The following is a 14216-nucleotide window of genomic DNA, read 5'->3' on the forward strand; positions in this document are numbered from 1 at the left end:
CACCCGCCCCGCCACCCGAATCGCACGGCTGTGCCGCGCGCAGCCGCGTCACTCAACCGTGAACGAGCAGCCACGCACCGACCGTCGCACTGGCGAGTGCGAACGGAATCGAGACCAGATGGAACGGCAGCCACATGCGCGGCTCCTTCGCGAGACGCACCGCGATCAGGTTCGCAAGCGAACCGATCGCGAAGCCAAAGCCGCCGACCGATACGCCGAACGCGAGCGCACGCCAGTCGTGCGTGAATTCCGACAGCAGGATCGCGGCCGGTACATTGCTGATGACCTGTGACAACAGCGCGCCGGCCGCGTAGACGCGCAGCGGCGAATCGAGTTGCGCATTCGCAATCGTGTCGTGCACGACGGGCAGCGCAGCCGCGGTACGCAGCACGACGAACATCAGTACGAAGATCAGCAGCAGCAGCCAGTCGATCTTCAGGACTGCGTCGCGTTTGACGGCGAGCAGCACGATGGCGACACCGACGAGACCGGGCAGCGGATGATGCGCATCGGCGAGCAGCACGAACGCGGCGAACAGCACCGCCGCGATCAGCGCGTGCATGCGTTGCACGGGCAGCGCTGTGACATCGCCGGACAAGTCGAGTGGCTTTGCGCGAAACGCGCATGCGGTCAGCACGAGCAGCAGCGCCATCAGCGCGATCGCGAGCGGCCCGAGCGTGACCACGAAGCGGCCGAACGACGCACCGCTCAATTGCCACAGGAAAAGATTCTGGGGATTGCCGAGCGGCGTCGCGACGGACCCCGCGTTGACCGCCAGCGCGACGACGATCACGAGCCGCCGGAACGGCAGTGGCGTCAGCGCACGCAGCGAGACCATCAAAGGCACGACGACGAACAGCGCGACGTCGTTGGTGAGCCACATCGACAACAACGCGGCGAACCCCACGAGCAACAACGCGAGCCCGCGTTCGGAATGCACGTGATGCACGATGCGGTGTGCGAGCCACATCAGGCAGCCGGACAACTCGAGCGCCTTGGTCAGCATCAGCAGGCCCGCCAGCGTCGCGACCGTCTGCCAGTCGACGCGACCGGCCAACACGGAAAATGGTTGCGGACGCACCCATTGCAGCACGATCAGGCCAAGCACAAGAACCGACAGCACTGGCTCCTGCGCAAGCCATCCCAGCCACCGGCGCGGCGTCGGCGCGCCCGTCTTCTCCATCGGCACCGCGTTACTCTTCGGTCGCGACGTTGCCGCGCAGCCGCACGAGAATGCCCTCGAGCGCGTCGAGGTTGCCGAAGTCGATCGTGACCTGCCCTCGTCCGCGGCGGCCGAGCTTGATCTTCACCGTCGACGCGAGCAGGTCGGACAACTCCTCCTCGAGACGGCGCGTATCGCGGCCGCCGTCGTCCTTCGCGCGCGCCTTCACGGCCGGCGCTTCCTTCGTCGTGTGCGTGACGAGCTTCTCGGTCTCCCGCACCGACATGCGCTTGTTGACGACCTGATGGGCGAGCGTGATCTGCGTGGCCGCATCGACGGCGAGCAGCGCACGTGCGTGCCCCATGTCGAGATCACCGGCCAGCAGCATCGTCTGCACCGGCGAAGCCAGGTTCAGCAGGCGCAGCAGGTTCGACACAGCGCTGCGCGAACGGCCGACCGATTCGGCCGCCTGTTCGTGCGTGAAACCGAACTCGTCGAGCAGGCGCTGGATACCGTGCGCCTCTTCGAGCGGGTTCAGATCCTCGCGCTGGATGTTCTCGATCAGCGCCATCGCCGCGGCGGCCTGGTCGGACACATCCTTCACGAGCACCGGCACTTCATCGAGGCCCGCGAGGCGTGCCGCGCGGAAACGGCGCTCGCCCGCGATGATCTCGTATTTGTCTGACGAAATGGGCCGTACCAGGATCGGCTGCATCACGCCCTGCGCGCGAATGCTCGCCGCGAGCTCCTGCAGGCTGCCTTCGTCCATCCGCGTCCGCGGCTGGTACTTGCCGGCCTGCAGCTTGCCGAGCGCGAGCGTGTTCGGTGCCCCTTCGATCTTCACCGCTTCGGTGATATCGGCACTGCCGCCGAGCAGCGCTTCGAGGCCACGTCCCAAGCCCTTCTTCTTTGGTACCGCGTTCATGTCTTTCTTCCTCGCTTCGCTCATGTCCGGATCACGACACCTCGAACGCGCGAACGCGGTCGATCATCTCGGCACCGAACTGGAGATACGCTTGCGCACCGCGCGAGCTGCGGTCGAACACGACGCCCGGCAGCCCGTAACTCGGCGCTTCCGCCAGGCGCACGTTGCGCGGAATCACCGCGTCGAACACCTTGTCGCCGAAGTGCGCTTTCAGTTGATCGGAGACTTGCTGCTGCAGCGTGATGCGCGGATCGAACATCACACGCAGCAAGCCGATGATCTTCAGGTCGCGGTTCATGTTCGCGTGAACCTGCTTGATCGTGTTGACGAGGTCCGACAACCCCTCCAGTGCAAAGTATTCGCACTGCATGGGGATCACGACGCCATGCGCCGCGCACAAGCCGTTCAGCGTCAGCAGCGACAGCGTCGGCGGGCAATCGATCAGCACGAAATCGTAATCGTCGGCCACGTGCTCGAGCGCGGCCTTCAGCCGGCGCTCGCGGTTGTCGATGCTGATCAGTTCGATCTCGGCACCGGACAGCTCGCGGTTCGCGGGCAGCACGTCGTAGGTGACGCCGTCCGGCCGGATGCGCGCGTCGGTCACCGACACGCCGTCGACCAGCACCTCGTACACGGTCGCTTCGCAAGCAGCCTTGTCGATCCCGCTGCCCATCGTCGCGTTACCCTGAGGGTCGAGATCGATCAGCAGGACTCGTTGCTCCTGCGCTGCAAGGCTTGCGGCGAGATTGACCGATGTCGTCGTCTTGCCGACGCCCCCCTTCTGGTTCGCAACGCAGAAGATCTTTGCCATCGTTGGTGTGTTCCCTTTACCTTCAAACAAACGGCGCGCCATCGCGCGCCGGCCCTTCAATTCGCTTCGTCGACGGCCACTTCGATCAGATGCCGTTCGGCATCGAGCAACGGCACCGCCAGCCGTATCGTCTGCTTCACGCGGCTGCCTTCCGGCAACCGCGCAATCTCGTCGTCCGGATAAACGCCCTTCATTGCCCAGATCGATCCGCCCGGCGCAACCAGGTGTCGAGCAAGTTTAACGAAGTCGGACAGATCCGCGAAAGCGCGGGATACGATCATGTCGAATTTTTCCGGCACTTCGACACCCGGCTGCAGCGATTCGACCCGCCCCGTGACCACCGACAGGTTCGCGAGCTTCAGCTCCGCACGCATCTGGGTCTGGAATGCAGACTTCTTCTGCACGATATCGTTCAGCGTGATCTGCCAATCCGGCTCGACGATCGCCAGCACGATACCGGGCAATCCACCGCCCGAGCCGACGTCGAGCACGCGGGCCGATGCACGGCCACGCAGATGCGGAACGATGGAAAGCGAATCGAGGATGTGCTGGATCAGCATCTGCTTCGGGTCGCGGATCGCGGTCAGGTTGTAGACCGCGTTCCACTTGCCGAGCAGCGCGACATAGTCGAGCAGCTGGTTGCGTTGTGCATCCGTCAGCGTGAGGTCGAGCGCCGTCGTGCCTTCGACGAGCATCTGTTCCAGTACGTCCCGATTAACCGCCGGCGCGCGACGCGCCGTCATTGTTGCGTCGGGACGGCGCCGTCCCCCTGCTCCGCTGCCGCTTCGGCCGTGCCATTACGGCGGCCCAGGCCGCGACGCTTCAGGTGCACCATCAGCAGCGAGATTGCCGCCGGCGTGACACCCGAGATGCGCGACGCCTGCCCGATCGTTTCCGGTCGGAACTCGTTGAGCTTCTGGCTCACCTCGAACGACAGGCCGCGGACTTCGCGGTAATCGATACCGTCGGGCAGACGCGTGTTCTCGTTCGCATCGTTGCGTTCGATTTCCGATGCCTGGCGCTCGATGTAGCCCTGATACTTGATGCCGATCTCGACCTGCTCCTTGATCTGCTCGAGCAGCACCGGATCGTCGGCCAGCGGCTCGGCGGGGCCGCACTCGCCGCCCTTCAGTCCGCACACACCGTCGTAGCTGATACCCGGACGGCGCAGCAGTTCGGCGAGGCTGTATTCGTGGTCGATCGCCTTGCCGAGGAGCGCGGTCGCCTCTTCCGGCGGCAACGTCTTCGGCGTGACCCACGTCGACTTCAGGCGTTCGGTTTCACGTGAAACAGCGTCGCGCTTCCGGCTGAATGCGTCCCAACGTGCGTCGTCGACGAGCCCCAGTTCGCGGCCGATCTCGGTCAAGCGCATGTCGGCATTGTCTTCACGCAGGCTGAGGCGATACTCGGCGCGGCTCGTGAACATCCGGTACGGCTCGGCCACACCGCGCGTCACGAGATCGTCGACCAGCACGCCAAGGTAGGCCTGGTCACGGCGCGGGCACCATGCGTCCTTCTCCTGCACGTAGCGGCCAGCGTTGAGACCGGCCAGCAGACCCTGCGCGGCTGCTTCTTCATAGCCCGTCGTCCCGTTGATCTGGCCCGCAAAGAACAGCCCGTTGATCGCCTTCGTTTCGAGCGACGCCTTCAGCGCACGCGGGTCGAAGTAGTCGTACTCGATCGCGTAGCCGGGGCGCAGGATATGCGCGTTCTCGAGGCCGCGCATCGAGTGCACGAGCTCGAGCTGGACGTCGAACGGCAGGCTCGTCGAGATCCCGTTCGGGTAGAACTCGTTGGTCGTCAGCCCTTCCGGTTCCAGGAAGATCTGGTGCGATTCCTTCGAAGCGAACCGGTGAATCTTGTCCTCGATCGACGGGCAATAGCGCGGCCCGACGCCTTCGATCACGCCTGTATACATAGGCGAACGGTCGAGGCCGCCACGAATGATGTCGTGCGTGCGCTCGTTCGTATGCGTGACCCAGCACGGCAGTTGCTGCGGATGCTGCTCCGCACGGCCCAGGAACGAGAAAACGGGGATCGGATCGAGATCGCCCGGCTGTTCGTCCAGCTGTGAGAAATCGATCGAGCGACCATCGATACGCGGCGGCGTACCGGTCTTCAGGCGGCCCTGCGGCAGCTTCAGCTCCTTCAGGCGCGATGACAGCGACACGGCCGCCGGATCGCCCGCACGACCACCCGTATAGTTGTTCAGGCCGACGTGAATCTTGCCGTCGAGGAACGTACCGGCGGTCAGCACGACCGCACGCGCACGGAAGCGGATGCCGATCTGCGTGACGGCGCCCACCACGCGGTCGCCTTCGACCATCAGGTCGTCGACAGCCTGCTGGAACAGCCACAGGTTCGGCTGATTCTCGAGCCGGTGGCGAATCGCGGCCTTGTACAGGATGCGATCGGCCTGCGCACGCGTCGCGCGCACGGCCGGCCCCTTCGACGAATTGAGGATCCGGAACTGAATACCGCTCTCGTCGGTCGCGGCTGCCATTGCGCCGCCCAGCGCATCGACTTCCTTGACCAGATGGCCCTTGCCAATGCCGCCGATCGACGGATTGCAGCTCATCTGCCCAAGCGTTTCGATGTTGTGGGTCAGCAGTAATGTCTTTGCGCCCATGCGGGCGGACGCCAGCGCGGCTTCCGTGCCGGCATGACCGCCACCGACGACGATGACGTCAAATTCTGTGGGAAAAAGCATGGTGGATTCCGTACGCAGGACGGCGCACGAACCTATCTGAGAAATGTATGGGCCGAATTATAGCGGGTTCGCTTTTCACCCGAAGGCCGTCCGAATGGTAGGGTCTGTGCATTTCGGCGATTTTTCTGTGCTCGGCCGAAGAATCCGTGGCGCAGAGCCCACTCCGGCAACGCTTCCGGCCCGCCGGCGCCACATCGTTGCGCCTGTGCAAAAAAATTCGCTTGCCGGGAAATTTCACGTGGAACACATACCCGTTCGATGCCTGTGCCCCGCACGGCAACCTGGACGGAACACCCTGTGCGACCGCACCCACCCTCTCCCTCACAGAATTTCAGACAGTTCGCCCGACACTTATCCCCTGTGACCCGGCACAACATCCCCAGTGTGCGGAACAGGCGACAGCCATCGGCGAACGATGCTCTGGATCGTCGTCCGCGCTGCACAGAGCTTCCGATTGTTTCCCTTGCACTTATCCCCTGGCCGCTAGCCGTCGCGTGTCGGGGTCACATCTCACCCAAAAACAAAAACGGCGTGTTTCACGTGAAACACGCCGCCCGTTTCCCGCCCACCACACCACCGATCAGGCCTTTTTCTTCGCCAACCCGAGGTACGTCTCGATCACGCGTGGATTCTGCGCAAGTTCGGCCGCCGGCCCTTCCAGCGCAAATTCGCCTGTCTCCAGCACATAGCCGTAATCGGAGATCTGCAGTGCAGCCCGTGCGTTCTGCTCGATCAGCAGCGTCGCCACGCCCGTACCGCGCAACGCGCTGATGATATGAAAAATCTCCTTCACGATCAGCGGCGCCAGCCCGAGGCTCGGCTCGTCGAGCATCAGCAGATCGGGCTTGCCCATCAGTGCGCGTCCCACCGCGAGCATCTGCCGCTCGCCGCCGGATAGCGTGCCGGCCGCCTGCTTGCGGCGCTCCTTCAGCCGCGGAAACAGTGCGAACACATGATCGAGCTGGTCGAGGAAGTTCGCTTCACCGGCCTGCTTGCGCCGATACGCGCCCAATACGAGGTTGTCTTCGACCGTCATCGTGCTGAACAGCTCACGCTTTTCCGGTACGAGGCACATCCCGCGTGCGACGCGCTGTTCGACCGGCAATGCACCGACGTCGTGACCGCGGTACACGATCGCACCCGATGCATGCCCGGTCACCGGCAGCGCGCCCATGATCGCGTTCAGCAGCGTCGATTTGCCGGCGCCGTTCGGGCCGATCACGCTGACGATCTGCCCCGCGCCAACCTTGATCGCCGCGCCGTGCAGCGCCTCCACCTTCCCGTACCGGACCGCCAGCCCGCGCACTTCGAGAATCGGCATCGTCGTGTCCGTCATCACTCCACCCCGCCCAGATACGCTTCCAGCACCGCCGGATCCTGCTGCACGTCCTGCGGCAGTCCTTCCGCGATCCGCGTGCCGAACTCCATCACCACCAAACGGTCGGTGAGATTCATCACGAAATCCATGTCGTGTTCCACGAGCAACACGCTCATGCCTTCCGCCTTCAGCCGTCGCAGCAGATCGGCGAGTTGCTGCTTCTCCTGGTAACGCAGCCCGGCGGCCGGCTCGTCGAGCAGCAGCAGCGTCGGATCGCAGCACAGCGCCCGCGCGATTTCGAGAATTCGCTGCTGCCCCAGCGCGAGGCTGCCCGCTTCGTCGTACATGTGCTTTTCAAGCCCGACGCGGCGAATCTGGCGTGCAGCCTCAGCCAGCAACTGCGCTTCCTCATGTGCATTGAGCCGCGCGACGCTGCGCCACACGCCCGTACGGCCGCGCAGGTGCGCACCGATCGCGACGTTCTCGAGCACCGTCATCGCCGGCAACAGCTTCACGTGCTGGAACGTCCGGCCGATGCCGCGGCGGACGATCTGGCGCGATGTGAGCCCGTCGATACGCTCGCCACGGAACGTGATCGTGCCGCCCGTCGGCTTCAGCACACCCGTCACGAGGTTGAACGTGGTCGACTTGCCGGCGCCGTTCGGGCCGATCAGCCCGATGATCTGCCCCGCTTTCACGTCGAAGCTGACGTCGTTGACGGCCACGAGCCCGCCGAACTGCTTGCGCGCATTGTCGACGACGAGCAGCGGCTCGCCGGCCGTCGGCTTCGCGCGCTGCGGCAACGGATCGGCGTGCTCGGGCACATGCGCGCGCGGCCCGCGCGGGAACAGCCTCGCGACGAACGGCCACACGCCCTGGCGCGCGTACTGCAGCAGCAGCACCATCAGCACGCCGAACACGATGATCTCGAAGTTGCCTTCCGAGCCGAGCAGCTTCGGCAGCAGCGTCTGCAGATAGTCCTGCAGCACGGTCAGGATCGCCGCGCCGAGCACCGCGCCCCACACGTGCGACACGCCGCCGACCACGGCCATGAACAGGAACTCGATCCCGTGGTTCAGCCCGAACGGCGTCGGGTTCACCGCGCGCTGCAGGTGCGCGTACAGGAAGCCCGATACGGCCGCCAGCACGGCCGCATAGACGAAGATCACGACGCGCATCCACGCGGTGTTCACGCCCATCGCCTCGGCCATCACGCCGCCGCCGCGCAGCGCGCGGATCGCACGGCCCGGGCGGCTGTTCAGCAGGTTCTGCACCGACACGATCGCAGCCAGCACGACGGCCCAGATCAGGAAATACAGGCTGCGCCCGCTTCCAAGCTCGATGCCGAACAGGTTCAGCGCCGGAATCCCGTTGATGCCGTCATACTTGCCGAGCAGTTCGAGGTTGCCGAACAGGTAGAACAGCGCGAGGCCCCACGCGATCGTGCCGAGCGGCAGGAAGTGGCCGGACAGCCGCATCGTGACCGCGCCGAGCACGAGCGCGACGAGTGCCGTCAGTACGACGCCGACGATCAGCGCAAGCCACGGCGACACGCCGTATCGCGTCGTCAGGAACGCGGTCGCATAGGCGCCGATGCCGACGAACGCGGCCTGCCCGAAGCTCGTCATCCCGCCGACGCCCGTCAGCAGCACGAGCCCGATCGCGACGATCGCGTAGAGGCCGATGTAGTTCAGCAGCGTGATCCAGTATTCGGGCACCTGCAGCGCACCAGGCAGCACCGGCAGCGCGAACAGCACCACGAGAAACACCCAGAAGGTCTTGTTGCGTACCATCGTCTTCATCGTGTCACTCCTCTTCCTCTTCCGCGTGCGGCGTCGCGAAGCTCCGCCACAGCAGCACCGGAATGATCAGCGTGAACACGATCACCTCCTTGTACGCGCTCGCCCAGAACGACGAATACGATTCGAGCACGCCGACGAGCAGCGAGCCGGCGGCCGCGAGCGGATAGCTGACGAGCCCGCCGATGATCGCGCCGACGAAACCCTTCAGGCCGATCAGGAAGCCCGAGTCGTAGTAGATCGTCGTCAGCGGGCCGACGAGGATCCCGGACAGCACGCCGAGCCCCGCCGCGAACGTGAACGCGAGCCGCCCTGCCTCGGTGGTGCCGATGCCCACGAGCCGCGCGCCGAGCCGGTTCACCGACGTCGCGCGCAGCGCCTTGCCGGCGATCGTGCGGCCGAAGTACACATAGAGCGCGCCGATCAGCACGAGTGCCGTCACGACGACCAGGATGCTCTGCACCGACACGGTCATGCTGCCGATCGCGAGCGACGCATCCGAGAACCCGTTGGTGCGCGAACCTTCCGCGCCGAACATCACGAGCCCGAGGCCGACCATCGCGAAGTGGACGGCGACCGACACGATCAGCAGCAGCAGCGTCGTGCCTTCGGCGATCGGCTGGTACACGAGCCGGTAGACGAACGGCCCCATCGGCACGACGATCGCGAGTGTCAGCGCGATCTGCGCGAGCATCGGCAGCGGCTGTGCGGCAAAGCTGCGCGTGATCGCGAACACCGCGAGCGGCAGCAGGACGTAGCGGCTGCCGAGTGTCGCGAGTGTGCGGCCGAGCTGATGGCGACGTTCGCGATGCCGGATCAGGCCGCCGACTTCGAGCAGGAAGCACGCGATGCCCATCACGAACAACAGCCAGCAGGTGGCGGGAAATTTCTGCGCCTGCAACGCGGCAAGCGTCAGCGCACCGTAGGCGACGAATTCGCCCTGGGGAATGAAGATCACCCGCGTGACGGAAAACACCAGCACGAGCGCCAGCGACAGCAATGCATATATGGCGCCGGTCGTGATGCCGTCTTGCGCGAGGATCGCTGCAATCGAGAGATCCATACGTTTCGTGTATCGAGAATGCTGCGGAGAAACGAAAGACGGAAACGGCCGGGGCGCGCGGACGGCAAGACCGGTGCGCAGGCACCCGGCGACGGGCCCCGGCGGTTCCAGGCGGCATGAGCGCGACCCGTCGGGCCGCGCACCCTGCCGACGGCACGCACGGCGCCGTTCGCGCCGCGCACACCGGTTTCACGTGATGCTTACTCGGCCTGCAGCTTCCACTTGCCGTCGACGATCTGCACCATCACGCGCGCACGCGTATCGAAGCCGTTGTGATCGGTCGGCGTCATGTTGATCACGCCGTGCGACACGGGCAGGTCCTTCACGCTTTCGAGCGACGCGCGCAGCGCTTCGCGGAACGCCTCGGTGCCCGGCTGGCCCTTCTTCAGCGCTTCCGGAATCGCACGCTGCAGCAGCAGCCCCGCATCCCACGCATGGCCGCCGAACGTCGCCAGCGAGCCCGCGCCGTAGGCCTTCTCGTACGCGGCCTTGTACCCGAGCGCCGGCTTCTTCACCGGATTCGAATCGGGCAGCTGGTCGGTCACGAGCACCGGGCCGGCAGGCAGGATCTCGCCTTCGCAGTCCTTGCCGCACACACGCAGGAAGTCGTTGTTCGCGACGCCGTGCGTCTGGTACACCTTGCCCTTGTAGCCGCGCTCCTTCAGCGTCTTCGCCGGCAGCGCCGCCGGCGTGCCCGAGCCGGCGATCAGCACCGCATCCGGATTCGAGCCCATCAGCTTCAGCACCTGCCCCATCACCGACGCGTCGGTACGGTTGAAGCGCTCGTTCGACACGACCTTCAGGCCGTTCTTCGCGGCCGCCGCGTTGAACGTGTTGTACCAGCTGTCGCCGTACGCATCGGCGAAGCCGATGAAGCCGACCGTCTTCACGCCGTGCTTCGCCATGTAGCCGGCGATCGCGTCGGCCATCAGCTGGTCGTTCTGCGGCACCTTGAACATCCAGGCGCGCTTCGCATCCATCGGCGAGATGATCTGCGCGCTCGCCGCGAGCGAGATCGTCGGCGTCTTGCCCTGCGACACGGGATCGAGCATCGCGAGCGAGTTCGGCGTGACGGACGAACCGATGATCGCGTCGACGTGATCCTCGTCGATCAGCTTGCGCACGTTCTGCACCGCGCGGCTCGTGTCGGATGCGTCGTCGAGCACGATGTACTGCACGCTCTTGCCGGCGATTTCCTTCGGCAGCAGCGCGATCGTGTTCTTTTCCGGAATCCCGAGCGACGCGGCCGGCCCGGTGGCCGACAGCGTCACGCCGATCTTCACCTGCGCCGACGCCGTGGCGGCCGCGCACACGAGGCCCGCGGCAAGCAGAACTTCCATCCATCGATTCATCTTCATTTATGTCGTCTCCAAACGCTGCTCGAAAAAGCCACGGGTCGCTCGGGCGGCTCCCGGTCTCCAAACAAGTTAATAATTTAACTATCTCGCCTTGCCCCGCCTACACTCGTTTTCCCGTGAAACGCCGGCGCTGCCATCGAGCCCCGGCGATACCGCACATGCACGCGCCGCAGCGCGTGCCGAAACGGTCGTTCGACCGCCACGATGCGCGGCGGCAATGTCGTCAGGATGAAGGAAACGGAGAAAAGCGGCGCTGTGCGAAACGCGATCGATGCGGGCGCAACGATCGCCGGAAGGTCGGCCGGCCGGGCCTGATACGGCTCCATGCGCGGGCAATGCAGGATCGGAAAAATGGCCGTTCATGCGAATGCGAACGACGCATCGGATGCGAACGCAACGACCGGACAGACCATCGTGCCGGCAAATTGCATCGGAACGCACATGCCGGCCGCAGAGCGGCTCGTGAAAGCCGGGGCATACCGATGCACGTCCGCCCCCGAACGAGCGGCGCCAGCCGCCCCTCCCGCCCCGATCCTTCGTCCCGCGCTTCTCATCCAACCGCACTCCCTCTTCTGCATTTTGCTTGTAGGAGAACTGCCGACCGTTTTCCCGACCGCACGGTCGGCGAAAGCTGAGTGTAACGGACGCTTTTTGCGCACGCCAACCGGGTAAGCCCGGACGGCATGCGCACGGCTGCGCGCCGGCGGCGATCGACCGGCAGGAACGGATGAAATCGGGGGGACGGGATGATGCGCGAGTGACGCGAGGCAGAACACGGGCGCGCGGAATGCAGCGCGGTTCGCCTGCACCATCGATGAAAATTCGTGCACCAAATGAAAAAGCGCTGTTGGATTCCGTCCAACAGCGCTTTAGGGTCCGGGCACTTTGTGCCTCGATTGTCTCCTCGTTCTCCACCTGCAAATTCGTTTCGCGGTGCATCAGAACTAGGGTGAATCTTAAAGAGGCTTAAGCACCACGGCAACTTAGCATTTACCCCTATGGTGCATCGCCGCACGAAAATGGGGCAGCAGCCAGCCGCGCGGTGCCGCCCCGAGCGCGCTGCGACGCGCTTCACGAGCACGCCGGATGGTGCTTCGCATCAACCGACGGCGACGTGCGCGGCATGCGCTCAGGAGGCCCTGAGCGGCTTGATCCGCGCGACCATTTCGCCGACGATGCCGCGCCGGAAGGCGAGCACGCACACGATGAAGATCAGCCCCGTGACGATCGTCGCCGATTCGCCGAGCGAATGGAACCACGCGACGCCCGTCGCCGATGCGAGCCCTTCGCCGATGTCGCCGAGCCGGTCTTCGAGCGCGACGATCAGCGCCGCGCCGAGCAGCGGCCCGAACAGCGTGCCCATGCCGCCGACGAGCGTCATCAGCACGACCAGGCCCGACATCGTCCAGTACGCGTCCGACAGCGTCTCGAAGCCGAGCACGAGCACCTTCAGAGAGCCGGCCAGTCCCGCGATGCCCGCCGACAGGATGAACGCGAGCAGCTTGAAACGGTCGGTGTCGTAGCCGAGCGAGATCGCGCGCGCCTCGTTCTCCTTGATCGCGACGAGCACCTGGCCGAACGGCGAATGCACGACCCGCACGATGAACGCGCACGCGGCGACGACCACCGCCACCACGACGTAGTACAGCGCGACGTCGTTCGACAGGTCGAGCAGCCCGAACAGGTGACCGCGCGGCACGCCCTGCAACCCGTCTTCGCCGTGCGTGAACGGCGCCTGCAGGTAGATGAAATAGACCATCTGCGCGAACGCGAGCGTGATCATCGCGAAGTAGATGCCCTGCCGGCGGATCGCGAACAGCCCGACGACGAGCCCGAGCAGCGTCGCGGCAACGGTGCCGACGAGCACCCCGAGTTCCGGCGTGAAGCCGAGCGTCTGCATCGAATAACCGGTCGCATAACCGGCGGTCGCGAGGAACATCGCATGGCCGAACGACAGCAGCCCCGTATAGCCGATCAGCAGGTTGAATGCGGCCGCGAACAGCGCGAACGTGAGCACCTTCATCACGAACACCGGGTACGCGCCGATGAACGGCGCGGCGAGCAGTGCGGCAAGCAGCACGCCGTAGAGCACTTTTCTCTGCATCATTTTTCCTTGCCGAAGAGGCCCGCCGGGCGGAACAGCAGCACGATCGCCATGATCACGAACACGACGGTGGCCGACGCTTCGGGGTAGAACACGCGCGTGAAACCCTCGATCACGCCGAGCATCAGGCCCGTGACGATCGAGCCGAGGATCGACCCCATCCCGCCGATCACGACCACCGCGAACACGGTGATGATCATCGGCTGCCCCATCAGCGGCGACACCTGGATCACCGGCGCGGCCAGCACGCCCGCGAACGCCGCGAGCGCGACGCCGAAGCCGTAGGTGAGCGTGATCATCATCGGCACGTTCACGCCGAATGCCTCGACGAGCTTCGGGTTCTCGGTGCCCGCGCGCAGGTAGGCACCGAGGCGCGTCTTCTCGATCACGAACCAGGTCACGAGACACACCGCGAGCGACGCGACGACCACCCACGCACGGTAGTTCGGCAGGAACATGAAGCCGAGGTTGGTGGCGCCGGACAGCTGCGACGGCACGTCGTACGGCTGGCCGGACGAGCCGTAGATCGACCGGAACACGCCTTCGACGACCAGCGTGAGCCCGAACGTGAGCAGCAGCCCGTACAGGTGATCGAGCTTGTACAGCCAGCGCAGCATCGAGCGTTCGATCAGGATCCCGAACGCACCGACGACCAGCGGCGCGATCACGAGCATCGCCCAGTACGGCAGCCCGAAGTACGACAGGCCCATCCACGCGAGCATCGCGCCCAGCATGAACAGCGCGCCGTGCGCGAAGTTGATCACGTTGAGCAGCCCGAAGATCACCGCGAGCCCGAGGCTCAGGATCGCGTAGAACGAGCCGTTGACGAGCCCGAGCAGCAACTGGCTCAGCATCGCCGGCAACGGAATGCCAAAGATTTCCATCGACTTAGCCGTCAGTATGAGTTTCGTTGCGCGCGCAACCTTCTCGGGATACGCACGCGGGCGGCGCAGCGGGGCACATCGC

At 65.2% G+C, this 14216-nt stretch carries 11 protein-coding genes; all 11 read right to left on the bottom strand.

Annotated elements, in window-relative coordinates; genetic code table 11:
• Nucleotides 1-52: 52 nt before the first annotated feature.
• The 11 genes from E9536_RS33690 to E9536_RS33750 all read right to left on the bottom strand — a co-directional run bounded on the left by E9536_RS33690 (nucleotide 53) and on the right by E9536_RS33750 (nucleotide 14134).
• Entirely contained in the window at nucleotides 53-1183 is a 1131-nt protein-coding gene (locus E9536_RS33690; protein WP_136472248.1) for an SLC13 family permease, read from the bottom strand.
• A gap of 10 nt (nucleotides 1184-1193) precedes the next feature.
• Entirely contained in the window at nucleotides 1194-2087 is an 894-nt protein-coding gene (locus E9536_RS33695) for a ParB/RepB/Spo0J family partition protein (RefSeq protein ID WP_027788713.1), read from the bottom strand.
• A gap of 31 nt (nucleotides 2088-2118) precedes the next feature.
• Nucleotides 2119-2898 (bottom strand): ParA family protein, encoded by a 780-nt coding sequence (locus E9536_RS33700; protein WP_027788714.1) that lies wholly within the window; start codon nucleotides 2896-2898, stop codon nucleotides 2119-2121.
• A gap of 56 nt (nucleotides 2899-2954) precedes the next feature.
• Nucleotides 2955-3641 carry a 16S rRNA (guanine(527)-N(7))-methyltransferase RsmG gene (rsmG, locus tag E9536_RS33705; RefSeq protein ID WP_136472250.1) on the bottom strand — a complete coding sequence of 229 codons (687 nt, stop codon included), beginning with the start codon at nucleotides 3639-3641 and terminating at the stop codon, nucleotides 2955-2957.
• Complete coding sequence (mnmG, locus tag E9536_RS33710; protein ID WP_059553961.1) at nucleotides 3638-5608, bottom strand: tRNA uridine-5-carboxymethylaminomethyl(34) synthesis enzyme MnmG; 1971 nt, start codon at nucleotides 5606-5608, stop codon at nucleotides 3638-3640. The genes rsmG and mnmG overlap by 4 nt, the downstream gene beginning before the upstream one ends.
• Nucleotides 5609-6188: 580 nt before the next feature.
• Entirely contained in the window at nucleotides 6189-6944 is a 756-nt protein-coding gene (locus E9536_RS33715) for an ABC transporter ATP-binding protein (protein ID WP_136472252.1), read from the bottom strand.
• Nucleotides 6944-8728: a branched-chain amino acid ABC transporter ATP-binding protein/permease gene (locus E9536_RS33720; RefSeq protein WP_021160434.1), complete on the bottom strand. Its 1785-nt coding sequence runs from the start codon at nucleotides 8726-8728 to the stop codon at nucleotides 6944-6946. The genes E9536_RS33715 and E9536_RS33720 overlap by 1 nt, the downstream gene beginning before the upstream one ends.
• A gap of 4 nt (nucleotides 8729-8732) precedes the next feature.
• On the bottom strand, nucleotides 8733-9788 hold the full coding sequence (locus E9536_RS33725) for a branched-chain amino acid ABC transporter permease (RefSeq protein WP_027788718.1): 1056 nt from the start codon (nucleotides 9786-9788) through the stop codon (nucleotides 8733-8735).
• 200 nt (nucleotides 9789-9988) lie between these two features.
• Nucleotides 9989-11146 (bottom strand): ABC transporter substrate-binding protein, encoded by a 1158-nt coding sequence (locus E9536_RS33730; protein ID WP_021160432.1) that lies wholly within the window; start codon nucleotides 11144-11146, stop codon nucleotides 9989-9991.
• A gap of 1129 nt (nucleotides 11147-12275) precedes the next feature.
• Nucleotides 12276-13250, bottom strand: a complete 975-nt coding sequence (locus E9536_RS33745) for a branched-chain amino acid ABC transporter permease (protein ID WP_027788719.1) — start codon at nucleotides 13248-13250, stop codon at nucleotides 12276-12278.
• Complete coding sequence (locus E9536_RS33750; RefSeq protein ID WP_021160429.1) at nucleotides 13250-14134, bottom strand: branched-chain amino acid ABC transporter permease; 885 nt, start codon at nucleotides 14132-14134, stop codon at nucleotides 13250-13252. The genes E9536_RS33745 and E9536_RS33750 overlap by 1 nt, the downstream gene beginning before the upstream one ends.
• Nucleotides 14135-14216: the final 82 nt, after the last annotated feature.

Source organism: Burkholderia sp. LS-044 (assembly GCF_004803625.1).
GTDB classification, from domain to species: domain Bacteria; phylum Pseudomonadota; class Gammaproteobacteria; order Burkholderiales; family Burkholderiaceae; genus Burkholderia; species Burkholderia cepacia.

What these genes read in the sequence shown, in the direction of transcription:
- E9536_RS33690 (WP_136472248.1), bottom strand. Translation starts at nt 1,183, where the DNA reads ATGGAGAAGACGGGCGCGCCGACGCCGCGCCGGTGGCTGGGATGGCTT.
- E9536_RS33695 (WP_027788713.1), bottom strand. Translation starts at nt 2,087, where the DNA reads ATGAACGCGGTACCAAAGAAGAAGGGCTTGGGACGTGGCCTCGAAGCG.
- E9536_RS33700 (WP_027788714.1), bottom strand. Translation starts at nt 2,898, where the DNA reads ATGGCAAAGATCTTCTGCGTTGCGAACCAGAAGGGGGGCGTCGGCAAG.
- rsmG (WP_136472250.1), bottom strand. Translation starts at nt 3,641, where the DNA reads ATGACGGCGCGTCGCGCGCCGGCGGTTAATCGGGACGTACTGGAACAG.
- mnmG (WP_059553961.1), bottom strand. Translation starts at nt 5,608, where the DNA reads ATGCTTTTTCCCACAGAATTTGACGTCATCGTCGTCGGTGGCGGTCAT.
- E9536_RS33715 (WP_136472252.1), bottom strand. Translation starts at nt 6,944, where the DNA reads ATGACGGACACGACGATGCCGATTCTCGAAGTGCGCGGGCTGGCGGTC.
- E9536_RS33720 (WP_021160434.1), bottom strand. Translation starts at nt 8,728, where the DNA reads ATGAAGACGATGGTACGCAACAAGACCTTCTGGGTGTTTCTCGTGGTG.
- E9536_RS33725 (WP_027788718.1), bottom strand. Translation starts at nt 9,788, where the DNA reads ATGGATCTCTCGATTGCAGCGATCCTCGCGCAAGACGGCATCACGACC.
- E9536_RS33730 (WP_021160432.1), bottom strand. Translation starts at nt 11,146, where the DNA reads ATGAAGATGAATCGATGGATGGAAGTTCTGCTTGCCGCGGGCCTCGTG.
- E9536_RS33745 (WP_027788719.1), bottom strand. Translation starts at nt 13,250, where the DNA reads ATGCAGAGAAAAGTGCTCTACGGCGTGCTGCTTGCCGCACTGCTCGCC.
- E9536_RS33750 (WP_021160429.1), bottom strand. Translation starts at nt 14,134, where the DNA reads ATGGAAATCTTTGGCATTCCGTTGCCGGCGATGCTGAGCCAGTTGCTG.